The sequence below is a fragment of the Lysinibacillus sp. K60 genome (assembly GCF_019731275.1).
Lineage (GTDB): Bacteria > Bacillota > Bacilli > Bacillales_A > Planococcaceae > Lysinibacillus > Lysinibacillus capsici.
This window is the reverse complement of the sequence record NZ_JAASJR010000002.1, coordinates 430,115-456,666: the sequence shown is the minus strand read 5'-3', so window position 1 is coordinate 456,666 and position 26,552 is coordinate 430,115. Positions and strand designations below refer to the sequence as shown.

Here is a 26,552-nt window from a genome sequence, read left to right as displayed (position 1 = left end):
TTCCTCCTTAAAATAGGTATCTAGCAACTGAAATCGTAGCATTACCCGATTTTTTCTTCTCTAATAGAAGTGATGGAACCTGTGCATAGCGCATAGCTGCTGGTTCGCTCACGCCGTATGCGCCTGTATATTGAAAGACTGTTTCAGAGGGTGATGGAAATTCGATTTCATTTAATTCATCCGGTGTATACGTAACGAACTCCCAATCATATTTCTTCGTAATTTCTAAGAAACATTGCTCATCTTTCTTCAAATCAATCGTGCATAAGGCTTTCACACTTTTTTTTGAAAGCTTTAGCTCTGCCAAGGTTTCATCGATTACTTGTTCAATTTCCTCTAACGATGTACCACGGTTACAGCCCATTCCTAATACAATGGATTTTGGTCGATAAATAACACCGTTTTCTAGAAGAACCTCTTCTTCAGGTTCAATGATTCGATCTGTTATTAATAATGTGGCATGGGGAGTTGCTTGGATAGCTGCCTGTGTGGACGGATAGATCTTAATTTGCTCTGGCATCGGTGTATCACGCATCCACCAATCCCGTTCGCCTGTTTCCTGTACAATGGCTACATGTTCCTCATTTACAACAGATGCACTAACTGGTGTCAATTTATCCGCACTATCCCATACCCAGCCAAAGCGGGCTCCAAATAAATCAACTGGAATCGTCTTTTGCACATCAGAAGCCGTTGTAATAATCGGATTTGCACCAAGTGCAGCTGCCACCTCGTGTGTTAGCTCATTGGCACCACCTAAATGCCCTGATAATACGCTAATAACATTTTCCCCTCGATCATCAATCACCACAACACCAGGGTCTGTCTTTTTATCCTTTAAAATCGGCGCAATCATTCGTACAACTGCCCCTAGTGAAATAATTAAGATCAACCCTTTATATTGCTTAAATAGTGTTGGCAATAGCAGGCGCACTGTTCCTGTAAATAGTTGAATATGCTTTTCTTCTTCATCGCCTTGTTCAAATTTACTCATATAATATAAATCACTTGCTGCAAAGGTTTGCTGCAGACGACGTCCTATTTGGACACCATGCTTCGTAATGGCTACCACTGCATAAGGATTACGTTGATCAACCTCTGGTAACACACCCTCTTGTAACTCAATCACTTGTCTTCACACCTTTTCTAAAGCCATGTGTAAAGCTTGCATCATATAACTTCGAACGATATTGATCTTTATCATGAATGTTCGGGTCTAATGCCCAGCCCGCTAAAATCATCGCATGCTTACGAATACCATTCACACGCATCGCTTCATCTAATTCGATTAAAGTCGTTCGTACGATTTTTTGATCGGGCCATGAAGCACGTTGAATAACTGCTACAGGCGTGTCATCAGCCCAACCAGCACTTTGTAGCTCTTTAACAATTTTCTTCGTCAGCGTTGCACTAAGGAATAAGGCAATTGTACAATGGTGGCTCGCTAAATCACGCAGCTTTTCAAATTCTGGTACAGGTGTGCGCCCCTCTGCACGTGTTAGAATAAGGGTTTGGGTTAGATCAGGAATTGTTAGCTCAGCTCCGATAGCAGCGGCCGATGCAAATACAGAGCTAACTCCTGGAATGACTTCATACCCAATGCCTTCCTTTTTTAATAGTGCAACTTGCTCCATAATGGCACCATACATCGCTGGGTCCCCTGTATGCATACGTGCCACTGTTTTACCAGTATTGACCCGGTCCACCATCACAGCAACCATTTCCTCCAAATGCATACCAGCTGTACGAATGACCTCCGCATCTGGCCTAGCTTTCGCAATAAGGTCCTCACTCACTAAAGAATCTGTATACATGACAACGTCCGCTGTTTGTAACATATGTAAACCTTTGACTGTAATTAAATCTGGATCACCAGGACCAGCGCCGACAATATAGATTTTCTTCATTATTTACGCACCACCATTAATGTTAAATATTCTAAATCGACACCATCCAACTCACGCACATCCCAAATGATTTCTTCATCAGATGTTACCTTTGTCACCACGGATGCTTTATCTAATAAATCTAAATCGCGTAGCACTTCAAGCATTAAATCAATTACTTTCGCCACTTTAATAAAGACAACAGCATCATGCGTTTCAATCGCTTCACGCATCGCTTCGTAATTGTCATACGCAGGTATAATCGCAACACGGTCATCACCATCCGCTAACGCAATACCTAAGCGCGATGCAGATCCATTAAATGAAGAAATCCCTGGTACCGTGCGAATTTCGACATCTGGATGCTTATCCTGCATTAGCTTCATCATATGAATAAACGTACTATACAATAATGGGTCGCCCTCTGTAACAAAGGCTACATCTTTGCCTGCTTGTAATTTTTCGTAGACAAGTTCTACTGACTTTGTCCATTCACGTTCTAGAACAGCCTCATCTTTCGTCATTGGGAATACAAGACCAAGCATGTCTTTTTCGTCTGGATTAATATATACATCTACAATACGATGGGCATAGCTTTTACTGCCTTTTAGCTTTTTTGGGTAAGCAATAACAGGTGATTCTTGAATCACTCGAAATGCCTTTACTGTAATTAATTCTGGATCGCCAGGACCAACGCCCAAGCCATATAAAATTCCTAGATTACTCATGATTTTCTTCCTTTCGATAAGCGGAAATAATGTATATTGGATTTAATGGCACAAAGCGTGTCATATCTAAAATTGGTTTACTGCGTGCAAGCTGAGCCTGTAAAATGTCAACAGCAAAACCACAAGCTTTAAATGCCTCAACGGCTTTATATAAATTTTCAATAGTCGCCGCATTTAAGACAATGCGCCCATTTTGCTTTAAACGCTGACAGCATAATTGCAGTAACTCAACCATTTCACCACCAGTGCCACCGATGAAAATGGCATCAGGGTCTGGAAAGTTGTCTAAACCCTCTGGTGCTTTACTATGGATAGCCGTTATATCAACTCGAAACCTTTGTTGATTTTGAAGACAATTGTCTAAATCAGGGGCATTTTTTTCTACGGCAAAAACCTGTCCCTCCGGAGCAAGCTTACCTGCCTCAATGGCCATGGATCCCGTACATGTGCCAATATCCCAAATAACGCTATCCTGTTGAAGCTGCATGGCTTGCAAACTTAAAACTCGAATTTCTTTCTTCGTAATAAGTCCTTTATCTGGCTTTCGTTGTGAAAATTCTTCATCATCAATCCCAAGTGTGTAGCGTTTCGGTGCTATTGTTTGTTTTAAAATCACGACATTTAAAGGAGAAAAATGAGTAACTTCCATTTCATCGAGCGAGTACCAGCCACTTTTTTCGTTTTCGCCCTGTAAATTTTCGGCTACAAACGCACGATATTCCGTCATACCAAAATGCTTTAAATATTGAGCGAGAGCATTCGGACTATTCTCTGCATCTGTTAAAAGTGCTACTTTCTTTTTGCCATCAATTCGCTGTGCCAAGCCCTTCATTGGTCGTCCATGAATACTCGTTACGTAAGCATCCTGCCAGCTCTCTCCCATTTTCGCAAAGGCCAGCTGGACCGAACTCATATATGGATAAACCTCTATTTGTAGCTTTTTTGCTAAATAGCCTCCGATGCCATAAAATAATGGATCTCCAGATGCAAGAATCACGGTATTTCTTGTTTCTTCAGCCAATCTTTCAACAAGTGTTGAAAGACCTCCTTTTATCAGGATTTTTTCACCTCTAAAGTCTGGGAAAAAATCAAGTACTCGCTCACCACCAACAAGTACCTCACAGTCTTCAATCCACTGAAGGTATTGCGGTAATAAGCTTGCTAATCCGTTATCCCCGATCCCAATCAACTTCATCGATCGATGCAATGTCATCAGCCCTTCCTAATAATTGTCCCTGCATCGAATAGATCGATGTGGAAAGCGTTAAACCGCCCTTAATATGATGGATAGAGGAATAGCAGCAAGCCTCACATAAATGATGGAAGAACGCATCATAGCCCTTTTCCATCATCATCTCACCTACTTGTGAAGCTGTATTTGCCTCTAGAACTTGTGCTATCGTTTCTCTATCTGCCCCTATATCCTCTGCCAGTTGTGCTAAAAAATTAAAATCGATTGCTGCACTTTTGGAATGCACCATCATGACACCTTGTGCGACTTTAGAAAATTTCCCCATCATCCCAACGAGAGAAACTTGTTTGATGCCTAAACGCTTACAATGCTTTAATGTAAAACCTACAAAGTCACCCATTTCAATAAATGCTTCTTCTGCTAGATGTGGATATTGTTTCATCGCAAACTTCTCACTTCGTCCACCTGTTGTCACGACTAAATGCTCACAGCCAGCCTCTTTCGCTACACTGATGGCTTGGACAATACTGGCCATATAAGCAGAACTCGAAAAAGGCACGACGGTTCCCCTTGTGCCTAAGATTGAGATGCCCCCAAGTATACCGAGTCGTCCATTTAACGTTTTTTTAGCAATCTCCTCTCCCTTAGGTACAGAAATCACCACATTCACGCCTCGAGTAATGTGAAATTCGTCCAACACACCTTGGATCGTGCTATAAATCATTTTACGGGGTACAGGATTAATGGCTGCCTCTCCGACAGGCACTGGCAGGCCAGGCTTTGTGACACGCCCGACGCCAATACCTCCATCTAAATGAATCCCAGGTGTATCTGCCCAGCTCACTGTGCCAACGATGAGTGCCTGATGGGTCGCATCAGGATCATCACCAGCATCTTTAATCGTTTCACAGCTGACAGCATTTTCTTCAAATATGCATTTTTCAATTGTAAAGGTTACATCTCGACCAATAGGTAAATGAATCGTGCTTGTCTCTTGCTCCTCCTTAGTAATAAGGGCAAGCAGTGCAGCCTTTGATACAGCAGTTGCACAGGCTCCCGTCGTATAACCGTGACGCATGTCCTTGGGGTCCTTTTTTGGCTTCCGCTCCATTATTTTTTCGCCTGTTCGTCCGCTAAAAGTGAGATGGCATTTAAAGCAGCAACCGTCACTGTACTACCGCCTTTACGACCAACATTTGTAATGTACGGAATCCCTTCTAGTTTAAGCAGCTCTTCTTTTGACTCAGCTGCTGACACAAAACCAACAGGCATACCGATAATTAAATCTGGTTTTGCTAGCCCTTCTTTAATTAATCGAATCAATTCCAGCAATGCAGTTGGTGCATTACCAATGGCATAAATACCACCTTCATGTAATTTTGATGCCTTTTGCATCGAAATAATGGCACGTGTTGTATTTTGTTTTTTCGCTTCTATTGACACATCTTCATCCGCAATATAGCAATGCAAATCGCCACCATGTTTTTGGAAACGCTTTTTACCAGAGCCACTTTCAATCATTTGCACATCTGCTATGACATGACGTCCTGCAAGAATGGACTTGATACCCGCTTCAATCGCACCTGGTGTAATGATGACACTACGGCCTAGCTCGAAATCAGCTGACGCATGGATAATGCGACGTACAACTTTCCATTCATCTTCTGAGAAGTCATGCTCGCCCATTTCCTCTGCAATAATAGAGAAACTGTAATCGTAAATTTTATCTGGGTCTACCGTTAATGGTTTAAAATCTGTTTTAAAATCCATGGAAAATGCCTCCTAAATTGTATGTTCAACAGCCTGTAATACTTCTTCAAATGTTGAATATTGTTGGCCGTATTGTATATTTGGTCGTGCAATAAGAATCGTTTCAATCTGGCATGCGAGAGCTGCCTCTAGCTTCTCATCAACTGAGCCCACTTTACCGCTTTCTTTGGTAATCATCAACGTCACTCCGTATTGACGAAATAGAGCTTCATTTAATTCCTTTGAAAACGGACCTTGAATAGCCACAATATCTCGCTGCGCCACGCCAAGTGCCTCACACTTTTCCATATTATCCAGTCGTGGAAGCATACGAGCGATTACTCTTGTGTTTTCTAAGCCCTGTAAAACCTTCGTAAATGTAGCGAGTGTTTTACTTCCTGTCGTTAGCATAATGACACCGCGTTTTTCTGCAGCTAGCTGAGCTGCCTCCTCATAATCCTTTACAACAGTAATCAAAGGATGGGCATAATGTTCATGAGCTCTTTCATAGCGAATATAAGGAATCTTTGCCTGCTCTGCCGCTGCCATCGCATTTTTAGAGGCTTCCTCCGCAAATGGATGAGAAGCATCTACCACCAATCGATAGCCCTGCTCGGTCATGATGGTCGCCATTTCCTCAGCGGTCAGTCTACCGATTAAATGTGGCAGGCCAACGTCAGCAAGACTAGAGGCTGCCGATTCAGTGACGACCGTAGCGGTTACTGCATAACCTGCACGTTGTAATGCTAGGGCTAGATCCCTTGCATCACTTGTCCCTGCTAACATGAAAATCATTTTACCGGCTCCTCTTCATGATGATGATGATGGTCATGGTCATGATCGTGATGGTCATGATCGTGATGGTCATGATCGTGATGGTCATGATCGTGATGGTCATGATCGTGATGGTCATGATGGTGATCGTGATGATGCGCATGATCGTGATGCGCATGTCCATGATCGTGATCATGATGGTGATGATGATGTGCATGTCCATGTACTGCCGCATAGGCACGATAATCTTCTAGATCTTGCATACCTGTTGATGTACCGTTGATTGCCTGTTCAATACGCTCTAATAAAACATTTTGTAAACGCTCATGGTAGCCAAAATAGTTAGCAATTTGTATATCACAATCTGGATAAAGTTCAGTAAACTTCTCACACATACCATGCATGCGTTCCATCAAAATGCCTGTGAATAAAAAGTATGGTAACATGATGATTTTTTTTGCACCTAGTTTGACACAACGTTCAATTCCTTCTTCAACTCGTGGATCTGTGACACCCATAAAAGCACTTTCTACGTATTTTACAGGTAGTTTTTCCCATAGAAGTCGTGTGATCTTATAAAAATCACCATTAGCAGATGGATCACTGCCACCTCGTGCAATCAATAAAATCGCTGTTTCTTCCTGCTCTTGTTCTGAATTAAAGCCAATTTCAGCTAGGCGATCTTGTAAAATGGCAAAGATTTCATCATGGATACCAATTGTTTGACCATATGTGAAGGTAATCGTTGGATAATGCTCACGCGCATGCTCGATTTCCGCTGGAATATGCAGTTTTGAATGGCCTGCATGTAGTAAAATGATTGGTATTACATGCACCTCTGTAGCTCCCTTTTTCACACAGTTTGTAATACCTTCTTCGATGTTCGGTGAAGCAAATTCAAGGAAACAAGTTTCCACTAAAAATTGTTCATCAATACGCGGTGTCATTTGTTCGATAAATGTACGAACCTCATCATTTCCTGCTGCTAAACGGCTCCCATGGCCGACAAATAAAATAGCTTTCATCTCTCTACTCCTTACTAGTCGCCGCACGGAGCCGGCTCTACTTTTATTTTGGAAGACATATCTTGATACGTAAAATGCAGTATCTTTTTCACACGTTTAAAATATTTAAATAAGCGTTCATTTGGATGAGCATTTGCTTTATATTCTTCAATAATATCTGTAATGAGTGGAATCAGCTGCTCAGGCTCCAGCCCTTCTACAACAGGCTGTGCTGCGTGAGCCGTACGACCGACTGGTTTTGCTCCAATAAAGACATCAAATTTACTTTTGCGGTAGACGATGCCAATATCATCAAATACAGCCCGATAACATGCCATACCACAGCCATTAAAGCCGATATTTAATGTCTTCGGTAAGGACATACCGCCTAGTTTTTCTTGTAATTCCTCTGCATATGGTATCGAATCAGCCTTTTCACCGTAGCAAAAATCACAAGCCTTCAGTGATAACACATCACCAATCGGGGTTAATAAAAATCCTACTTCCTGTAATTTCTCTGTGATCTGTTCAGGGGCAGTCGTTGGTATTTTCAAATGAATTTGATGATCTGGTGTGTATTCCATCGTCCCCTCCTCCCCAACAACCTCTGCTAACGTCATCATTTGCTGGGGAGTAAAAAATTTATTGGCTACTCCAGGGCTTACTGCTAGTTCAAATATAGATTCTATTTTTTGCTGTACAAGCTTCGGTGTTACTTTGACTGCGCTTGTCCCTTTTACCATTGCGAGTGCCGCTGTAGCCATTTCAAGAGCTGTTTTTTTCGGCTTTGACGTAGCGGCTATACTGGGTTTGTTAAATCGTCCCGCATTAGGGTCAGCCGTAAAGTCATTTCGCGCTGTTCCTGTCTCTTGGTTCATTGCCCAAGGTTCATTTTCTTCGCGTAAACGTTGATGAGGACGTAATGGCTGTTTTTCTTCACCTAGGGTATATTTACGTTGGTAACCGCGTGGCGTGATCATCTTATTGTCATAGAAAAATGTTGATGAATTCCCGATAATAACTGTTGTCAGCATACCAATATCATGTTCTAGCATTTCTGCTAGTGTTGTCATGGTCACTTCTTGACGTTCTCGATAGGCACTTTTCACCAGCCCTACTGGTGTGTCTGGCGAACGATATTCTAAGAGAATTCGCTGAGCCTCGACAATTTGTCTTGTTCGACGACCACTTTTAGGATTGTATAAAGCAATGACAAAGTCTGCCATTGCAGCTGCCTCGACACGCTTTGCAATTAAATTCCAAGGTGTTAGATGGTCACTCAAGCTGATTGTACAAGCATCGTGCATAATGGGTGCACCAAGTATGCTAGCGCATGAATTAATCGCAGAAATCCCAGGAACAATTTCTACTTCAATTCCTGTTGCTTCTGTCCAGCCTAGCTCAATTAACACCTCATATACTAATCCCGCCATACCATAGACGCCTGCATCACCACTCGAAATCACCGAGACGATGCTCCCTGCTTCTGCTTGACGAACGGCTTCCTGTGCACGCGACACTTCTTCTGTCATGCCTGTACTAACAATCGATTTTGCACTTACTAAATCTTGAATCAGCTCTACATAGGTTTTGTAGCCTATAATCATATCACTTTGTTGTAATGCCTCTACTGCACGTGTCGTAATATGCTTAAAATCTCCAGGTCCAAAGCCTACTACGAAAATTTTTCCTTTTTGCGCCATGTTGTTACCCCTCTTTCACCTTTTCGATCCCTTTAATGGCAGTTGTTTGAGCAGTACGCTGTAATGTACCTTCATGAAGTGTAAAGACATGTTCGTTGTATAAGGATTCATGATGTAAATCTTGTACTAGTGTTCTAGCATGCTCTGTTGATGGCACACGATACCAGTTCCCTTGGGGGTAGGCAATTACCACACAAGCATCCTTGCATCGTCCATTACAGCGCGTTCTTGTCGTATGTATTTCTTGATCGAGTGCTTGCCGCTGTATCTCATCTCGAATGGCTAAGGTAATTTCCTCCCCATCCTTTTTCATGCAGCTACTGCCATTGCAAATAAAGAGATGTGTTTTCATCCCCTCTAAATTCCAAGTTGTCATCTTCTGTCTCCCCTCATTTGCTTTTTGGAAAAAGAAAAACCTTTACTCTATAACGAAGAGTAAAGGTTTTGTAGAAGCCAAATAAAAACGAATAGCATGAAATACAGGTACTCGCTTTCGCTTCAACTTCTCCCTCCGAAAAGTTTGCATGCACAATCAAATAAGCAGGTTTCCTGACTTAAGCTTCATTTTACTATCGCACCTTCCCAAGTTTGCACCAGTGGCTTTGCGATTTCATCAGCTATTACAGTAGCGGGGGCTGTATTGGATTTTCACCAATTTCCCTATTATCTCGAGCTATTCGAGCACTTATTGACGTTTTATATGAAATTTTTATTAGAATTTTAAATAGAAAACTGTCTTTATCATATCTTATTTTTTTAAAATTTCAATATTTCTTTAAAAATTTATGACAAATTTATCAATTTTGAATGGAACTAGGTATGAAATTTATACAATCTATATAATTTGCCCATAAATCGTTATCAGAATATTCGCCATTGACCTTTAATTATAAAAATTTATAAAAGGTATAGCATATTTATGGAAATTCATGTTACACTTTGTCGTGAAATCTCACAATTTGAATGTTTTTCGGTGCAAAGTGCTTGTCATTTTGCTTAAAAGGGAAGCCGGTTTGAGTCCGGCGCGGTCCCGCCACTGTAATAGGGAGCTTTATAGAATATGTCACTGTCCAACGGATGGGAAGACCTATAAAGCATTGAACTAGAGCCAGGAGACCTGCCGAAAAATAAGTGATCGTTTCAGCCTACGAGGATAGGTGTGCGGCTTAGCAGATGAGAATGTTATTTGCTTTTTTAGCTATGCACTTTTCCACCAGTGGAGAAGTGCTTTTTTTAATTACGCACGCAATCTTCTAAAAATCTACTAATTAGTTAGGAGGAAAGCTTTTTGAAATTTTCATGGTGGAAACTTAGTTATTTTTTACTGGCCTTTTTAATCGTGCCAAAACGTGCCTTTGCCATGCATATCATGGAAGGTTTTTTACCAATCGAATGGGCTATTTTTTGGTGGGTCATCTCTATTCCATTTATCATTCTAGGATTGCGTTCTATTCGAAAAACCGTTGATGAAAATCCTGAAACAAAAATGCTTTTGGGGCTTTCAGGAGCCTTTGCCTTTGTGCTATCCGCCTTAAAAATCCCTTCTGTTACAGGTAGCTGCTCTCACCCAACTGGTGTAGGACTTGGGACAGTACTCTTTGGCCCTCTAGCAATGAGTGTAATTGGAACAATCGTTTTATTATTTCAATCTTTATTATTAGCTCATGGAGGAATTACAACTTTAGGGGCTAATGCCTTTTCTATGGCTATTGTTGGTCCTTTTATTGCTTACTTTGTCTTTAAAGGTGCTCAAAAAGTAGGCTTGTCATTTTCACTAGCCGTATTCTTTGCAGCTATGCTTGGTGATTTAGGTACATACATTGTGACTTCTGTACAACTAGCACTAGCCTTTCCTTCAGAGGTTGGAGGCTTTATGGCATCCTTTACAAAGTTTGCAGGTATTTTTGCCTTAACTCAAATTCCTTTAGCAGTGAGTGAAGGAATTTTAACGGTCATAGTGATGAATTTCTTGAAAAAATACAATATTAGCGAACTAAAAACTTTACGTGTTTTCTCAACAAAGGAGGCACATTAACAGATGAAAAAAAATTTATTGTTATTAGCAATTGTTGTGTTATTAGCCATCATTCCCTTGTTCATACAAAAAGGTGCTGAATTTGGTGGTGCTGATGGAGAAGCAGAAGCAGCTATTGGTGAAATCAATGCGGAATATGAGCCATGGTTTGAAAGTCTATGGGAGCCACCAAGTGGTGAAATCGAAAGCTTATTATTCGTGCTACAGGCAGCTATAGGAGCTGGCTTTATTGGCTACTTCATCGGCTATATGCGTGGCAAACACAAAGAAGGTTAACCATTATGTTACTCATTGATAAGTATGCCTATCTGAATAAGCTAGCGGCCGTTCATCCGCTAGAAAAAATGATATTTTCACTTGGATTACTTCTCATAACGCTCATCATGAGAGATGAACGACTTTCACTCATTACATTTTTTGTAATGAGTGCTTTTATCATTTTAGGTGCCAAAATTCCGCTTACATACTATGGCAAACTATTATTGTTACCTGGCTTTTTCTTATTAACAAGTCTTGTATCTATTTTACTTTCTTTTACATCATCAACGAATACACTCCCTGCCCATATTTGGTCGTTTACATGGAGGAATTGGACTGTTTTTATTGGGAACGCAAGTGTGTTATCAGCGCAACAGCTGTTCTTTATTGTCCTTGGCAGCATTAGTTGTTTATACTTTTTAATTCTAACCACTTCCGTACAAGGAATATGTTATGTGCTACGACAATGGCGACTCCCCTCTTTATTAGTGGAGCTCGTCGAACTAACCTATCGTTTTATTTTTATGTTTTTAGAAAGTATGCAAAATATACATCTCGCCCAGCAAGCACGTCTCGGCTATCATTCACCGATGCAATGGCTACGCTCTGTCTCCATGCTTATTGTGGCATTATTTGTGGAAATGTTTCAACGTAGCCGGGAGCTCAACAACGCCATGCAATCACGTGGAGGCGAGGCTGTCTACTGGCAAGAGATGGGCTCTTATAGCAAGAAAAATTGGCTAGGCATGGCAGCAATTTTACTAGTCCTCATCGTATACGGAGGGTATTTCACATGACAACGTTTTATTTTAAACTCAACCAATTATCTTATGCCTATGCGGATGGTACGAAGGCGTTATCAGATATTACATTAGACATTCCAAAAGGTAAAAAAATCGCCATACTCGGGCATAATGGCGCGGGAAAATCAACCTTATTTCAGCATCTTAATGGTATTTTAAAACCTACAGCTGGGTCGATTTTATTCGAAGGCCACGGTCTGGAATATAATCGAAAAGCTTTAAAGACCCTACGCCAAAAAGTCGGCATTGTTTTTCAGAATGCAGATCATCAGCTTTTTTCAGGGACCGTCAAGCAAGATATAGCATTTGGCCCATTAAATCTCGGCTGGTCTACTGAAAAAACGGAAGAAAAAATAGCTTGGGCCGTTGCGCAAACCGAAGTGGAAGATTTGCTTGATAAACCCATTCATTTTTTAAGCGTAGGTCAGAAAAAACGTGTAGCAATGGCAGGTGTTTTAGCGATGGAGCCCTCTGTCCTTTTGTTAGACGAACCAACAGCAGGTCTTGATAATTATTATGCTACACAAGTATTACAATACTTAGCCAAATTAGAGGATGGTGAGAGAACCATTTTACTAGCAACCCATGACATACCTCTCGCTTATGAATGGGCCGATCTAATCATTGTTATGGAGGCTGGAAAAATCATTTACAACGGTGATCCAATCACCTTGTTTTATGAAGACGAATTGTTACATCGCGCGCATCTTGAACGTCCATGGATTTTTGAAATGGTCATAGCTTTGCAAAAAAAGAAGCTATTGCAGGAAAATATCAAAATCCCTCGTTCCAAGCAGGAGTTACAACAATTAATAGAACAGATTTAAAGCTTTTAACAATGCTAGGTATACGAAAAACAAGCCGTGTTTAGCTGTCCGTTTTTTCGTTATACCTACCAAAAATTAAAATAGCAAAGAAAAATTTCCCTCCATTACGAAACTTTTCTAATCTTTGTCCGTATTAATATAGTCGAGACTTAATTTATAACACCAAGGAGAGATAACAATTGAAAAGTTGGTATAAAAAATCAGTCGCTGTTGTAGCATCCGCTGCACTCATGGTTCCTGCTGCTTCTGCCTTTGCTGAGGCACCACAGCATAAAGCGAAAAACATGCTGGCAAACAGTGCAAAACAAACAGAGAAGAATGAAGAAAAATGGATGAGTAAGGATACAATTGTTATCAAGCATTCAGGTCTTGATAAAAACGTACATAAAAAAATTGGCTCCAAGGTCATCCGCTCCATTCCTTCATTAGGTTATGATGTTGTACAACTAAATAAAGGCGTATCAATCGAAAAAGCCGTCTCTTACTATTTAAAGCAAAACGGGATATCTAGTGTGTCTCCTAGCTACGTCTATCATTCTTTCAATAATGAAGCTGATCCTAAGAAACAAGAGATGTATCATTTAAACCTACTGCAAATGGATAAGGCACTAGAATTAGCAGGCAACCATGATGTCACAGTTGCTGTCATTGATTCTGGTGTAGATTTTAAACACCCCGATCTAAAGTCACAAGTACTCCCACCCTATAATGCAGCAGCACCTGCCAATACTACTTATTCAGGCGATCACGGAACACATGTGGCAGGTATTATCGCCGCAGCAAAAGATAATGGCGTAGGTGGGCACGGGGTTAATCCGAAAGCAAAGTTACTGCCAATTGATGTATTTAACGGCAAAGAAGGTGCTAATGATTTCATTATTGCACAGGGTATTCTTTATGCAATTGAGCAGGGCGTTGACGTTATTAATATGAGTTTAGGAGGCTATGGTGAATCTCCCCTGATGAAGGAAGCCGTTCAGAAAGCGATTGATAGTGGTATTACAATTGTGGCAGCCGCAGGAAATGAATCGACAGATGAATATTCCTTCCCCGCTTCTTTTGAAGGTGTCATTAGTGTTGGTTCAACAAATGAACGCAACAAACTATCAAGCTACTCCAATTACGGCCCGTCTGTTGATATTGTTGCACCAGGTGAAGACATTTATAGTACCGTTCATGATGCGAAGAAAGGATCTTCTTTTGTCAAGTTTAGTGGAACATCCATGGCCTCTCCTGTCGTGGCAGGTATCGCCTCTCTTCTTAAATCAAAAAACCCATCTTTAAAACCGCATCAAATAGAAGCGATTTTAGAAATGACAGCACAAGATTTGGGCGAGAAAGGTTATGATCTTACTTATGGTCACGGATTAGTTGACCCTGTAGAAGCATTACAATTTGATTTAAATAAATTACCAAAGCATTATTCAGAGACAAAGGAAGATCGCATTCAAAACGCCAAGGTCCTTACTAAAAATAAGCTAAATACAGAACAAGGTACTTTTGAACAGCAAGACGAAAAGAAATGGTATAAAGTCGATCTTGAAGAAAATGAATATGCTCAATTGACATTAAAAGGCGCTGACAAATACGACTATGCCTTTGATTTATATTTCTACCCAAATAGCGGGATTGGTGATGTAGAGCCTATCCATGTCAACGATGTTCGCGTAGGAAAAAAAGAAGGTTATCTATTTAAAGCAGATCAAAAGGGAACGCTTGTCATTGGTGTCAAAGATCATAATGGAAGCTATAGTTTAAAAGGCAAATCTACTTACATTTTCACAGCACAAACGACGAAGGACTTACCAATTGATACAGTAGACAAGTCTACGATGGAGCCTATTAAAAAGTTCCCATATAGTACAGCAGGTAAAAACTATACATTACTGTCAAAAGATCAACAACAAGATCAAGATTACTTCACGTTCTCTGTCAAAAAACCGACGACGTTACAATTTGATCTATCGGGAATTCCAGGTGTCACTGCCTCTATGGAGCTTTATCTGAAAGATGACTTTAATCCTGTGCCACCAGAAGAAATCGATCAAGCTGAAAATGATGAAGGTGAAGAAGAAGAAGCCTATCCAATGCAGACCGCTTATGGTACTGCAAAAGGTGAACCGGTTCGTATGATTATCGATGCTGTTCCAGATCAAGAGTACGTTTTAAGTGTATCTAATGAAAGTAATAGCGAGTTTTCTATGGAGATGTTCTTTAGTGGCGGCATCGAAAAAGAAGAAACGATCAGTGAATCAATGATCCCTTACACATTAAAAGGTGAAGTAGTTTCCCTCCCACCTGATGAGGATGGTCTACCTGTAGATGAAGCCATGATCGAAGAAAATATCCCTGAGGGCCAACTACCACTTACAGAAAACAACATAAAAAAACTTAATGAAATTGACAGCTTGATGAGCATGTTAATGAATCCTACAGCTTCAGGCAATCTAGAAAATGTTGACCCTATCATTAAACAGGCAATCCGCTTTGAAATAGGCGAGGATCAAAAAGCTTATTTCCAAACAGATTATGACGAGGATTATTTCTTATTCAAAGCGAAGGAAGACGCTCTTTATAGCTTCAGCTTTATGAAAGGCATGAATCAAATGCCTGCAGGTACAGTATTTGAATATGATGAAAAAACAAAGGAATTAATTCCCGTTTCTTCCTTAACAAACGATCTTGGCATACTGGCGCTACTACTTGGTTCAGTTGGCAACGAGGACGATGCAAAGGTTATACCATTGAAAAAGGACAAAACCTACGTGGTAGCAGTTGTCAATGCTGGAGAACGATCTGCCGAGCCTTATACATTGAAAACAAAGAAAATAGGCGATATTCCAGCAGAGTACAATCCAAACAATCATGAGGAAGCAAAAGCGCTAAAAATTCAACCAGGTACTACTTATAAAGACCACCTGATTTATCAAGATGATGTAGATTATTATTACTATAAGCAACAAGGCAATGACGAGGTCATGAGTCTGCTTCTTTCTTCGGTTCCCTTTACAAATGAACAATTAGCTCAGCTACCTAAGGAACTACAAAAAGACTTAAAATTTGCAGGAGCTATCATCGAAGATACGAACGGCAATATGAAGATTGATGCCAAAGAAATGGAAACAGAAATTCCATTTGGACTAGGTGATAATATTCTTGAAATGTTACTTGGAATGATGGGTACAAACGATGTAAATACATCGTTTAAGGCGAAGAAGGATCGAGGTTATTTTATTCTAGTCAACAGCATGGGACTTGGCCAAGTATCGATTCAGCCCTATTCATTAACATTGTTTGATCATAAGCTTGTGGATGAAGATGTGGATTCAAAATTAGTAAATGGAGTACCTAGCAAGCCATCTGTTCTTGTGAAAAAGGATGAGAAATGGGTTGCAACGCAATATTTAAATGCAGGTATACCATTTGGCGATAAAGACTATTTTGAATGGAATAACGACCAGAAACGCGAAGTCTTCTTCTCGCTTCAAACAGAAAAAGCGTTGGATGGTGTTATTCGAGTATTAGATGCAAATGGAAAAACCGTCAAAACATTCGATCTTTACGGAGTTGGAGACGCCGAGGTTGGTACTGTGGAGCTGGATGCGGGTAAATATTATATTGAAGTAAGTGAGTTTGATGGCAAAGCTAGCACACAACCTTATACACTTGAAATAAAATAGAAGAAATCAAACAAAATCCCTTAGATCCTAACGATCTAAGGGATTTTTAGGATATGAAAGAAGCATTCTCATCCAACGGTGAAACGCTCGCCAGTTCGCTTACATAAAATATTTAACATAATTACAATATTCATCTTGTTTCATTTGTAGCTTTTCATAAAGCTTGCGGGCATTTACATTATCAGCCGCCGTTTGTAACGTGACATAGCGAGCAGATTGTTGCTCACAATAATGAAATACCTTTTCCATCAATGCCTTGCCCACCCCTAGGCCTCTAGCATCTTCTGTTACATAAATATCATTTAAAATATAGGCACGCTGTAAAGCAATGGACGAAAATGTTGGATATAATTGTGTAAATCCAATCATCTTGTCATCCACCAGCGCGATAAAAATGACAGATTCTTTCAAGGCTAATCGTAATTGTAAAAATGCCTTGGCACTGCTTATATCTGACTCAATTCCATAAAATTGACGATATTCATCAAACAGTTTTGATAAGTCCTCTAGTTCATTCATTGTTGCTTGTAGTATTTCCATTCTAGTCTCCCCTTGTGTCTACCCATGATTGTCTAGCTTTATAAAACTAGCTTTTATTATATAGGAAATACTGGTATAAAGAAAAGAATACTCCTCTCAATCCAGAAAATATTCACTTTTATTCACCTAAATAATTGGCAACCTTCTTGACGATCTGCCTCCAATTTAATTCCTTGCGGGCAAATGCTTGAAGCTGGACACAAGTATCTGCCAACAATGGTTCCTGTGCTGCAACTTGTTGCAATGTCTGACCTATTGCCTCCCAATCATGTGTAGGATGGATTGTACCAAAACGCTGTTGTTGTGTAATATCAGCAGCACCATCCACATCTGTTGTCACGATATAGCAACCATTTTTAGCTGCCTCCGCAAAGACATGGGCATAGCATTCGACTAAAGACGTTAAGCAAAAAATTTTAGCCTTGCGATACTCCTCCTCTAGCTTTACCTTATCAAAAATAGGTCCTACCATCGTTACTTGAGCGGCAAGCGGATGATTATCTAGCAATAGTCTCAGCTCTTCTTGAAATGAGACTGACATCGGCCCTACTAAACGAAGCTCCCAATCTGGCAGTTGTGCTGCTAAAAATGCCTTGACTGTCAAAATTGTTTGCTTCTCTGGTGCATCCAATCGCCCAACTGTTAGAATTCTATTTTCTTTCTCGTGAAACGGCACTGGCTCTGTGGGAAAATGTTCATAAAAACCATTGGGTATATGTTTAACATCTAATTGTGAAAAGTCTTTGATTACTGTTTGAATAGATATGCATTCAGAGGTAAGGAGATCACAAAGCTGTAACAACTCTAAAAAATAGGGATAGGTTTTTAATCGATTTAGCCAAAATCGATTAACATCTAATTTCATATAAATTTTGCCATGTGGATTAAAGTGCTTATAGGTTTTCAAAATAGCTAAATAGGATGGATAGGGTCCAATAGCAAAGGCAATGTCGATGTCCCTTGCATGCTGGGCTAAATAGGCATTCATATTCGCCACATAATCATCTTCAAATGCTACAGACTCAAATTTCACAGTGGGAAAGACTTGTTGAAGAAGAGCTTCATTCATTTCTGTCGTGACAATAGTGACCTCATAGCCTAAATGTTCCCCCAGTAAAATAGGCACTAGACACAAATCTTTGAAAATATGGGCATCCGAAAGTTTGTAAGATTCCACGCTACAAATAAATGCTATCCTTTTTGTCATCGTATCCCTCTTTCTAAAAAAAGCGCTCTTGCTAGTTTATGAACTCTCTTGCTAAACGTGCTTATGTTAGTAAATTTTCGCCTTTCTTATGCCATATCTCTAGTAAACATAAAAATTCTATCTAAAAACGACTCTCTTAAAAACACCCTAAAATAAGCAATTGCCTACAGTAGCACTACGTCTACGCATATTGTATTAAAGGATCTACTCAGTCACATAGAACAACTCTACTAATGAACATAGAAATGGAGGGATCAGATGAAGATTAGTTTTTTATCACCTGCATTTAATAGCGAAGAATGGATCGTAACGATGCTTGATAGTATTCCTAAAGAATATGCCTATGAAATTATCGTGGTGGATGATGGCTCTACAGACAATACGCTAGCTATTTTACAGGATTATCAGAAAAACTGTTCGGCTTTAAAAATCATCGTGCACCCAACGAATTTAGGTGCAAGTGTTGCCTACAATCGATGCATTGCAGAAGCGACAGGAGATTATATAGCCATCATCGATAGTGATGACCACTATTTACCTGCTATTCGCAATGTACTTGCACAAGTGGATGGCACATTTGATATTTACTATTACAACATGATTATTAAGAATGGCTTTGCTTTTATTAAAGATGAATCCAACCGCTATTCCTTACCTGGGCAATTTAAGATCATCAGGAGAAGTTTAATTGGAGATGCGAAATTTACGATACGCAAAGATATTGCAGGAGATTGGGATTTTAATTGCGCCCTGATGGATAAAAATCCGACAAGTAAATATACTAACGAATTTGCTTATTGGTACAACTACCCTAGAGAGAACTCTGAATGTGACCTACATCAAAGAGGATTAAAATAATAGCATGCAGGAGGTGTAACGAACTATACAATGTTTACAGATAAAATATTATTGATTACTGGAGGCACGGGCTCTTTCGGGAACGCTGTATTGAAGCGATTCTTAAATACGGATATCAAGGAAATTCGGATTTTTTCAAGGGATGAAAAAAAGCAAGATGATATGCGGAAACACTATCAGCATACTAAAATCAAATTTTATATCGGAGATGTCCGCGATATCCAAAGCATTCACAATGCGATGTATAATGTTGACTATGTATTTCATGCCGCCGCTCTCAAGCAAGTTCCCTCCTGCGAATTTTTTCCCTTAGAAGCTGTGAAAACCAATATTTTAGGAACGGATCACGTACTAACAGCTGCCATTCAAGCTGGTGTTAAGAAAGTCATTTGCCTTTCAACAGATAAGGCCGCGTACCCCGTCAATGCGATGGGTATATCCAAGGCAATGATGGAAAAAACGTTTATTGCGAAGTCACGAATGGTTGATCCTCACCATACCCTAATTTGTGGCACTAGATACGGCAATGTCATGGCTTCACGAGGCTCTGTTATCCCATTATTTATTGAACAAATAAAGGCTGGGAAACCTTTAACGATTACGGACCCTCATATGACACGTTTTATGATGAGCCTTGAGGAGGCGGTAGAATTGGTACTGTACGCATTCAAACATGCTCAAAACGGGGATATTATGGTGCAAAAATCACCTGCTGCCACAATAGAAAATTTAGCACAGGCTTTACTTGAGATCTTTCAAGCGAACAACGCCATGCAAATTATCGGAACACGGCACGGAGAAAAAATGTATGAAGTATTATGTACGAAGGAAGAAGCGGCAAAAGCTATTGATATGGGCCATTTCTATCGAATCCCAGCGGATAATCGGGATTTAAATTATGGAAAATATCTCGATGAGGGCTCTCCAAAAATTACATTAACGGATGAATATAACTCGAACAATACCCCACAATTAAGTGTGGCTGACATTAAAGTAAAGCTATTAACATTGCCTCTTATACAAGAAGAGCTCCTTCATTGGACAGGAGGAAAACCATGAAATTTTTAGTGCTCGGTGCTACAGGCATGGCTGGTCATACCATTGCGATCTATTTATGCGAACAAGGGCATGATGTAACAACATACTCTCGCACCCCTTTTCCCTATGGCAATAATCGAACAGGTGATGTGACAGACTCCCATTTCTTAAGGTCGCTACTACTAGACAATGAGGTAGATGTCGTCATTAATTGTATTGGTGTTTTAAACAATGCTTGTGAGGCTCATCCTGCCCAAAGTGTTTTACTGAATAGCTATTTACCGCATGCCATTGTATCTCTTCTTGAAAATCGTCACACAAAGCTTATTCATCTAAGTACCGACTGCGTATTTTCAGGCAAAAGTGCTCCCTACTATGAAAATAGTGTACTAGACGGGGAAACCATTTATGACCGCACCAAAGGTATAGGGGAAGTGAATAACGACAAGCACCTAACATTTCGTAATTCTATAATTGGTCCTGATTTGAAAAAGGATGGCATCGGACTCTTCAATTGGTTTATGCAACAAAAAAGTCCCGTCTATGGCTATTCGGGTGCTATTTGGACGGGAGTGACAACACTTACTTTGGCTAAAGCCATTGAACGTGCTGCACAACAAGATTTAACAGGACTCTATCATCTCGTCAATACGACAAATATTTCTAAACACGATCTACTGCATCTATTTAATAAGCACTTTCTTAACAACAGTATAAAAATTCTTCCTCATCACCTTGTCCATGTCAATAAAACATTAATAAATACAAGAAATGACTTTTCATTTATTGTCCCTAGCTACGAGGAAATGATGATAGAGATGAAGGAATGGATATTGCAGCATAAAGATTTATATCCTCACTATTTTCAATGATCCATACATCAACTCCATTATGGATGACGATTCGTAATGGGGTTTCCCTACCGAATAACTGTCCCCTCAGGTAATTGACCATCCTTAATCCAATTCTCTACAAAGCGATTAAAAAATGCAGGCTGGGCTAATGAGACGCCGTGACCGATGTTCTTCAATAACACACCCTTGCTATTTGGATGACTTCGCACAAGTGCTTTAGCTGATTTTCTCATGTTGCTTTTCTCTTTTTCTCCCACAGTTATTAGGATCTTTCCCTGAGCTTTGTTAAAGTCAGCTGGGATGGAAAACGACATATTTTCTCGCAAAATTTGAATCAATGTATCTACTTTCATCGTGGCACTCTCTTGATAGTAACGCTCAAAATAATCTTCTTGAATGTACAGGGCTTTTGCTTGAAGTTTCGCAAATGTTTTATTTTTTATAAGCGGAAATGACAGCCGAATAAACGGTTGAAGCATCCTTTCTACTGTAGGAGAGGGTATCACGAGCGCACTATTGATGATCGTAAAATCGATTAAACTAGGCTGTAGACTTAGCATTTGAATAGCGATTTGCGCTCCTAAAGAGAAACCAATTACTATAACAGGCTTCCCATTGGCGTTTTTCTCAATAAGGAGAAGAAGCTCTTTCGCACTTTGTTCAATGGAAAATGGATTGTGTGTCATTAGCTCAGGTATAACACAGTGATAATGGGAAAAATGGTGAACTTGCTGATCCCACATCCACCCTCCAACGCCCCCTCCATGAATAAACATCATGAAAGGATTGTTAGCATCCCCATACTCCTTGTATTGCATAGATACACCTACTTTCATTCTATCTCATTCATGGTCATCTAAAAAATCTTTACTAAAGCTCGTTTGTGATTGATAGGAGGAACGTTTTCCTAAATCTACACCACGTTTTATAATCCCCTTGCCAAACCGTCCCTCAATTTCATCGACAAGCTTGAGAATCGGTTCATCTTTCGCATGCTCTTGAAAATCAAATATCGATAATTGCTGTGAATAATCTTTACGATCCACCACATTGGAAACCGTTACACCAAGTAATCTTACAGGAGATTCATCCCAATGCTTATCAAATAAAGTACAAGCAATGTCGTAAATTTCTTCATAACGATACAGGACATTGGACATTGTTTTCGAACGCGTATGATTATGCCAATCAGCGTCACGAATTTGAATGCTTACAGTGGAACCTGCTAAGCGCTTGGCATCAAGACGCTCCACCACTTTCTTACATAGACCTTCGATTGTTTTATGAAGTGTACGAACATCTGTTACATCTTCTGGTAATGTTGTTGAATTCCCAACGCTTTTCGTATCAAAGATTGCCTCAGGATCGACCATGCGCTGATCCACTCCATTGGCCCTTGCTCGAAGCCGTACCCCATTCTTCCCTAAAATTTGCTTCATTTTAAATTCTTCTGTCTTAGCTAAATCACCTATTGTAAAGATGCCTTGTGCATTTAATTTTTTAGCAGTACTTGCTCCAATCCCATGCATGTTGACAACCTCACGATGCCATAATTGCTGTTCAATATCCCGTATTCGTAGTACGGTAATCCCCATTGGTTTCTTCATATCAGAGGCTGTTTTCGCTAAAAATTTATTCGGTGCAATACCGATGGAACAAGGTAAATCCAGCTCAGCTAAAATGCGCGCTTGTATTTCCTGGGCAATACTTAAGGCATGCCGTTCCTTGCTTAGCTCAGTCACATCCAAGTAGCCCTCATCAATCGAAACAGGCTCTACTAATGGTGTATAGCTTCGAAGAATGGTGAACATTTCTTTAGATGCATGACGATACTTTTGAAAATCTGGAGGTAATAACAATAGCTCAGGACATTTACGCTTCGCTTCATGAACAGTCATCGTTGTATAAATGCCTAGCGCTCTTGCTTCATATGAACAAGTTACTAAAATGCCACGCCGTTCCTTTGGGTTCCCTGCAATTGCGATAGGCTTCCCCTTTAAACTTGGGTCATGTGCTTGCTCCACAGAAGCATAGAAACTGTTCATATCCACATGTAAAATAACACGCCCTTTATGTGCCATGTTCATCACCTCGTTTCTTTCTTAGCCTTATTATACGCCCCATAACCTCTAATCAACAAATGCATAATCACCATTACTTTCAAGGAGGTCCTTTAAAATAATTAACGCTTGCTCAAGTTGAGATTCTGGCGCTGCAATGGCTAAACGAACGGCATTGACAGGCTTTGTGTTCCCTACGGCAAAGCGTTCCGCTGCATAGACTTGTACACCAGCTTTCGAAGCTAACAATTCAAATTGAACACCCGTAAATTTGTCAGGCAATTGGAGCCACCTAAAAATACATTCCTCATCCCCTAATATGTGATAATCCCCTAAATACTGATCGACAAGCGCATTTTGCTGCTTGGCATATGCTCGGTGTTTTTCTAATATCGTTTGGGCAACACCTTCATGGATTAATCGTGCTGCAAGCTCCAGCATGATAGGAGAAACGGAAATGTTGATATTATAGAGCGTTTCCACTATTTTTTTTCGTAGCGCAGGCGGTGTCACAAGGAAGGATAATCGTAAACCAGGTGATAGTGTTTTAGATAGGCTAGCAATGTAAATAACCTTATCGGGTGCATAAGAAGCAATCGGAGCAAGTGGTTGCTCCTTGAGAAAGCTATAGATAGCATCCTCGATCACAAGCAAATCCTTCTGTCTTGCCACATCTGCAATCATTTTTCTTGTTTCTACTGACATCGTATGAGTCGTTGGGTTATGAAAATCAGGGATCACATAGACTCCTTTGATATGCTCATTTTTACAAGCATATAGTAATCCTTCTTTTGTCATTTCACCCTGACATTGTTGGATAGCCACAAGCTGGATACCGAGCATATTTGCAGCTGTTTTAATGCCTGCATAAGTAATTGGATCTGTACCAATGCGGTCGCCTGGCTGAAATAAAGCTGCAAGGGTTCCTACAATGGCATTTTGTCCGCCTGCTCCTAGAAGAATTGGCTGATCTGTTTGAAAATTTACTAGTTCGAGTAGCTTCATCACGGCTTCGTTTTGCCATGCATTGCCCTCAGGTCGTCCATATTGAAATAGCATGCTAAAACTAGGTTCGTTTATCATTTTCTTCATAAAGCGTGTAATATCATCATTAACAAAATTATCTGGTAAAACAGAGCCCATTTCAATGATAGGTGTGGCATGGTTGGTTGGGAGTAACATTTTATTGCTAGCCGCATCTGTTGAAACGAATGTACCGCTGCCAATCGAGGCATAGATTAATCCTTTTTGGCCACAAAGCTTAAAGGCTCTTGTAATTGTACTCAAATTCACATCTAAAAAATCAGCTAATTCACGCTGGGGTGGCAATTTTGTACCGGGTACTAGCTTTCCATCCTTGATATCTTGTTCTAGCTGATGTGCGATGGCTATATATAACGGAGCAGAAATATTGCTAATATCCGGCTTCCAACTCATTGGATACTCGTCAAATGAATTAATAGGCATTCACTAGGCCCTTCTTTCTCTTAATTTGCATACAATAGTTTAATTGTCTTGCATACAATGATAATATTGTATGCACACGATGACAATGATATAATTTTTAAAAAATCAGAAAAAAAGGACCGATAATTATGCAATATTCTGAAAGAATCTTAAAAACACCATCCTCATTTATTCGAAATATTTTAAAAGTGACAGATGCAGAGGACGTTATTTCCTTTGCAGGTGGGCTTCCAAACCCTATTTCTTTCCCGATTGATGCATTGAGAGCATCCGTAGATCATGCTATTACAGTAAATGGCAGTCGATTATTCCAATATTCATCTACACAGGGTTATGCACCATTGCGCGAATATATTGCCGCGAAATATCAACGTCTCCATGGACTTGATGTACATGCTGACGATGTTTTTATTACTACAGGTTCACAGCAAGCGCTTGAACTTATTGGTAAAGTACTTATCAATAAAGGCGATGGCATTATCATCGAAGAGCCAGGTTACCTAGGGGCTATCCAAGCCTTTACTTTAACAGAGCCAACTTTCCATGGTGTTACGCTAGAAAATGATGGCCTAAACTTAGAAGAGCTAGAGCGTGCCCTACAACAACCAAATGTAAAATTCATTTATACGGTGCCGAACTTCCAAAACCCAACAGGACTCACATATTCGAAAGAAAAGCGTGAGCAAATTTGTGAAATAGTAGCAAAATACGATGTTGCTTTAATTGAGGATGATCCATACGGGGAGCTACGTTTCCAAGGGGAGCCACTTCCATATATCGGTGCTGGTAAATTAGAAAATAGTATTTTACTAGGTTCTTTCTCTAAAACGGTCACACCAGGTATGCGTCTCGGCTTTATTATCACAAAAAACAAAGAGCTTTTGCAGCATATTGAAACAGCAAAGCAAGCGTCTGATCTTCATACTAATATTTTTTCACAATATGTTATCTACGATTACTTAGCAAGTAATGATTATACAGAACATGTAAAGAAAATTATTGCTTTATATAAAAATCAGTCGGATGCGATGCTTGATGCGATGCAGGAGTTTTTCCCTGCCCATGTTGAATATACACGACCTGAGGGTGGCATGTTCATTTGGGCAACAATGAAGGACGGTACACCGGCCCTTGATGTATTCAATAAAGCGATGGAACAAAAGGTAGCCTTCGTGCCTGGCGATCCATTCTATACATCAAAAACGAATGTGAATACAATGCGCCTTAACTATACAAATGCAACACCTGAAGTCATCCGTGAGGGAATTAAACGTTTAGCTAGTATTTTATAAAACGAAAACGTATAAACGCTGTGAAAAGCGTTTATACGTTTTTTAATGTGGATAGTAAATAGTCATACTAAGTCGTGTTACTGTACTACCTGGATTGCTGTATGTGTGTGGACGGTCAGCCTTAAATCGTATAGCATCACCATTTGTTAATCGATAATCCTGACCCTGAATATGGATGATTAATTCCCCATCGAAAACGGTTATATATTCCTCCGTTCCTTCTCGATGAGCCTCAGCATCTAACGTTCCATTTTGTTTGATTTCAATTGTATAAATTTCAAAGCGACTATCCTTTTGATAGGGAAAGTGAGGATATACCATATATCGGCCATGGTCTTCCTTCAATACTTGAATCTCTTTACCGCGAATAACCTCCGTCTCAGGTTGGGGAGGATGAATAAGCTCTGTAAACGAAACCTTTAATCCATTTGCAATTTTCCAAATCGTTGTCAAAGTTGGACTGGATTCTCCCCTCTCAATTTGACCAATCATCGTTTTACTCACGCCACTAAGCTGAGAAACCTTCTCTAAGCTGAATTTCTCCCTTTCTCGAATTGCCTTTAAATTCCTCGCAAAGACTAGATGAATTTCTTCCAT

The 26,552-nt window shown here is 40.0% G+C and carries 25 protein-coding genes and 2 riboswitches; of the genes, 9 read left to right on the top strand and 16 right to left on the bottom strand.

The features are described from left to right. Positions 1 to 7: 7 nt before the first annotated feature. The 10 genes from HCH28_RS06020 to HCH28_RS05975 are packed head-to-tail and all read right to left on the bottom strand — an operon-like array spanning position 8 to position 9,412. Positions 8 to 1,129, bottom strand: a complete 1,122-nt coding sequence (locus HCH28_RS06020; protein WP_221680217.1) for a cobalt-precorrin 5A hydrolase — start codon at positions 1,127 to 1,129, stop codon at positions 8 to 10. Next, positions 1,122 to 1,907 carry a precorrin-4 C(11)-methyltransferase gene (gene cobM / locus HCH28_RS06015; RefSeq protein ID WP_221680216.1) on the bottom strand — a complete coding sequence of 262 codons (786 nt, stop codon included), beginning with the start codon at positions 1,905 to 1,907 and terminating at the stop codon, positions 1,122 to 1,124. Before cobM ends, HCH28_RS06020 begins: the two co-directional genes overlap by 8 nt. Continuing rightward, positions 1,907 to 2,614: a precorrin-2 C(20)-methyltransferase gene (gene cobI / locus HCH28_RS06010; RefSeq protein WP_221680215.1), complete on the bottom strand. Its 708-nt coding sequence runs from the start codon at positions 2,612 to 2,614 to the stop codon at positions 1,907 to 1,909. Before cobI ends, cobM begins: the two co-directional genes overlap by 1 nt. Then, positions 2,607 to 3,827 carry a precorrin-6y C5,15-methyltransferase (decarboxylating) subunit CbiE gene (cbiE, locus tag HCH28_RS06005; RefSeq protein WP_221680214.1) on the bottom strand — a complete coding sequence of 407 codons (1,221 nt, stop codon included), beginning with the start codon at positions 3,825 to 3,827 and terminating at the stop codon, positions 2,607 to 2,609. Before cbiE ends, cobI begins: the two co-directional genes overlap by 8 nt. After that, the gene (locus HCH28_RS06000; protein WP_221680213.1) at positions 3,784 to 4,917 is read right to left on the bottom strand and encodes a cobalt-precorrin-5B (C(1))-methyltransferase; all 1,134 of its coding nucleotides are present in this window, start codon (positions 4,915 to 4,917) and stop codon (positions 3,784 to 3,786) included. Before HCH28_RS06000 ends, cbiE begins: the two co-directional genes overlap by 44 nt. Then, positions 4,917 to 5,576: a precorrin-8X methylmutase gene (locus HCH28_RS05995; protein WP_004231303.1), complete on the bottom strand. Its 660-nt coding sequence runs from the start codon at positions 5,574 to 5,576 to the stop codon at positions 4,917 to 4,919. Before HCH28_RS05995 ends, HCH28_RS06000 begins: the two co-directional genes overlap by 1 nt. Positions 5,577 to 5,588: 12 nt before the next feature. Beyond that, positions 5,589 to 6,350 (bottom strand): precorrin-6A reductase, encoded by a 762-nt coding sequence (cobK, locus tag HCH28_RS05990; protein WP_221680212.1) that lies wholly within the window; start codon positions 6,348 to 6,350, stop codon positions 5,589 to 5,591. Further along, positions 6,347 to 7,354 carry a sirohydrochlorin chelatase gene (locus HCH28_RS05985; RefSeq protein ID WP_221680211.1) on the bottom strand — a complete coding sequence of 336 codons (1,008 nt, stop codon included), beginning with the start codon at positions 7,352 to 7,354 and terminating at the stop codon, positions 6,347 to 6,349. The genes cobK and HCH28_RS05985 overlap by 4 nt, the downstream gene beginning before the upstream one ends. A 14-nt stretch (positions 7,355 to 7,368) precedes the next feature. Then, positions 7,369 to 9,036, bottom strand: coding sequence for a precorrin-3B C(17)-methyltransferase (gene cobJ, locus HCH28_RS05980; protein WP_221680210.1), 1,668 nt, complete (start codon positions 9,034 to 9,036; stop codon positions 7,369 to 7,371). Positions 9,037 to 9,040: 4 nt separating this feature from the next. Continuing rightward, a complete protein-coding gene (locus HCH28_RS05975) occupies positions 9,041 to 9,412 on the bottom strand; it encodes a (2Fe-2S) ferredoxin domain-containing protein (RefSeq protein ID WP_221680209.1) in 372 nt (123 codons plus the stop codon). 146 nt (positions 9,413 to 9,558) lie between these two features. Further along, positions 9,559 to 9,740, bottom strand: a riboswitch (cobalamin riboswitch). Positions 9,741 to 9,990: 250 nt separating this feature from the next. Further along, positions 9,991 to 10,175, top strand: a riboswitch (cobalamin riboswitch). 149 nt (positions 10,176 to 10,324) lie between these two features. On the opposite strand from HCH28_RS05975, the gene HCH28_RS05970 reads away from it, so the two are divergent. From HCH28_RS05970 to HCH28_RS05950, 5 genes are all read left to right on the top strand, one after another. Next, positions 10,325 to 11,071: an energy-coupling factor ABC transporter permease gene (locus HCH28_RS05970; RefSeq protein ID WP_004231293.1), complete on the top strand. Its 747-nt coding sequence runs from the start codon at positions 10,325 to 10,327 to the stop codon at positions 11,069 to 11,071. A 3-nt stretch (positions 11,072 to 11,074) separates the two neighbouring features. Beyond that, positions 11,075 to 11,347: an energy-coupling factor ABC transporter substrate-binding protein gene (locus HCH28_RS05965; RefSeq protein WP_009370241.1), complete on the top strand. Its 273-nt coding sequence runs from the start codon at positions 11,075 to 11,077 to the stop codon at positions 11,345 to 11,347. 5 nt (positions 11,348 to 11,352) lie between these two features. After that, positions 11,353 to 12,126 (top strand): cobalt ECF transporter T component CbiQ, encoded by a 774-nt coding sequence (cbiQ, locus tag HCH28_RS05960; RefSeq protein ID WP_221680208.1) that lies wholly within the window; start codon positions 11,353 to 11,355, stop codon positions 12,124 to 12,126. Continuing rightward, complete coding sequence (locus tag HCH28_RS05955; protein WP_221680207.1) at positions 12,123 to 12,959, top strand: energy-coupling factor ABC transporter ATP-binding protein; 837 nt, start codon at positions 12,123 to 12,125, stop codon at positions 12,957 to 12,959. Before cbiQ ends, HCH28_RS05955 begins: the two co-directional genes overlap by 4 nt. A 179-nt stretch (positions 12,960 to 13,138) precedes the next feature. Further along, complete coding sequence (locus HCH28_RS05950; RefSeq protein WP_221680206.1) at positions 13,139 to 16,639, top strand: S8 family serine peptidase; 3,501 nt, start codon at positions 13,139 to 13,141, stop codon at positions 16,637 to 16,639. Between the two features lie 99 nt (positions 16,640 to 16,738). Here HCH28_RS05950 and HCH28_RS05945 read toward each other — a convergent pair whose 3' ends face one another. Beyond that, positions 16,739 to 17,179, bottom strand: coding sequence for a GNAT family N-acetyltransferase (locus tag HCH28_RS05945; protein WP_221680205.1), 441 nt, complete (start codon positions 17,177 to 17,179; stop codon positions 16,739 to 16,741). A gap of 118 nt (positions 17,180 to 17,297) precedes the next feature. Beyond that, a complete protein-coding gene (locus HCH28_RS05940) occupies positions 17,298 to 18,386 on the bottom strand; it encodes a glycosyltransferase family 4 protein (RefSeq protein WP_221680204.1) in 1,089 nt (362 codons plus the stop codon). A 258-nt stretch (positions 18,387 to 18,644) separates the two neighbouring features. Here HCH28_RS05940 and HCH28_RS05935 point away from each other — a divergent pair, with 258 nt between their 5' ends. Genes HCH28_RS05935 through HCH28_RS05925 form a run of 3 tightly spaced genes read left to right on the top strand, consistent with a single transcriptional unit; the run spans position 18,645 to position 21,154 of the window. Next, complete coding sequence (locus tag HCH28_RS05935) at positions 18,645 to 19,244, top strand: glycosyltransferase family 2 protein (RefSeq protein ID WP_221680203.1); 600 nt, start codon at positions 18,645 to 18,647, stop codon at positions 19,242 to 19,244. A gap of 30 nt (positions 19,245 to 19,274) precedes the next feature. Then, a complete protein-coding gene (locus HCH28_RS05930; RefSeq protein ID WP_221680202.1) occupies positions 19,275 to 20,303 on the top strand; it encodes a polysaccharide biosynthesis protein in 1,029 nt (342 codons plus the stop codon). Beyond that, entirely contained in the window at positions 20,300 to 21,154 is an 855-nt protein-coding gene (locus HCH28_RS05925; protein ID WP_221680201.1) for an SDR family oxidoreductase, read from the top strand. The genes HCH28_RS05930 and HCH28_RS05925 overlap by 4 nt, the downstream gene beginning before the upstream one ends. 47 nt (positions 21,155 to 21,201) lie before the next feature. Here the strand turns inward: HCH28_RS05925 and HCH28_RS05920 are convergent, their stop codons facing one another. From HCH28_RS05920 to HCH28_RS05910, 3 genes are read right to left on the bottom strand one after another with little or no spacing between them, the layout of a single operon-like run. After that, a complete protein-coding gene (locus tag HCH28_RS05920; RefSeq protein WP_221680200.1) occupies positions 21,202 to 21,954 on the bottom strand; it encodes an alpha/beta fold hydrolase in 753 nt (250 codons plus the stop codon). Positions 21,955 to 21,978: 24 nt separating this feature from the next. Further along, positions 21,979 to 23,217: a DNA polymerase IV gene (locus tag HCH28_RS05915; RefSeq protein WP_004231271.1), complete on the bottom strand. Its 1,239-nt coding sequence runs from the start codon at positions 23,215 to 23,217 to the stop codon at positions 21,979 to 21,981. 48 nt (positions 23,218 to 23,265) lie between these two features. Beyond that, a complete protein-coding gene (locus tag HCH28_RS05910; RefSeq protein ID WP_221680199.1) occupies positions 23,266 to 24,663 on the bottom strand; it encodes an aminotransferase-like domain-containing protein in 1,398 nt (465 codons plus the stop codon). A 128-nt stretch (positions 24,664 to 24,791) separates the two neighbouring features. Here HCH28_RS05910 and HCH28_RS05905 point away from each other — a divergent pair, with 128 nt between their 5' ends. Beyond that, the gene (locus HCH28_RS05905) at positions 24,792 to 25,955 is read left to right on the top strand and encodes an aminotransferase-like domain-containing protein (RefSeq protein ID WP_004231267.1); all 1,164 of its coding nucleotides are present in this window, start codon (positions 24,792 to 24,794) and stop codon (positions 25,953 to 25,955) included. Between the two features lie 42 nt (positions 25,956 to 25,997). Here HCH28_RS05905 and HCH28_RS05900 read toward each other — a convergent pair whose 3' ends face one another. Further along, on the bottom strand, positions 25,998 to 26,552 hold the full coding sequence (locus HCH28_RS05900; RefSeq protein WP_221680198.1) for a helix-turn-helix domain-containing protein: 555 nt from the start codon (positions 26,550 to 26,552) through the stop codon (positions 25,998 to 26,000).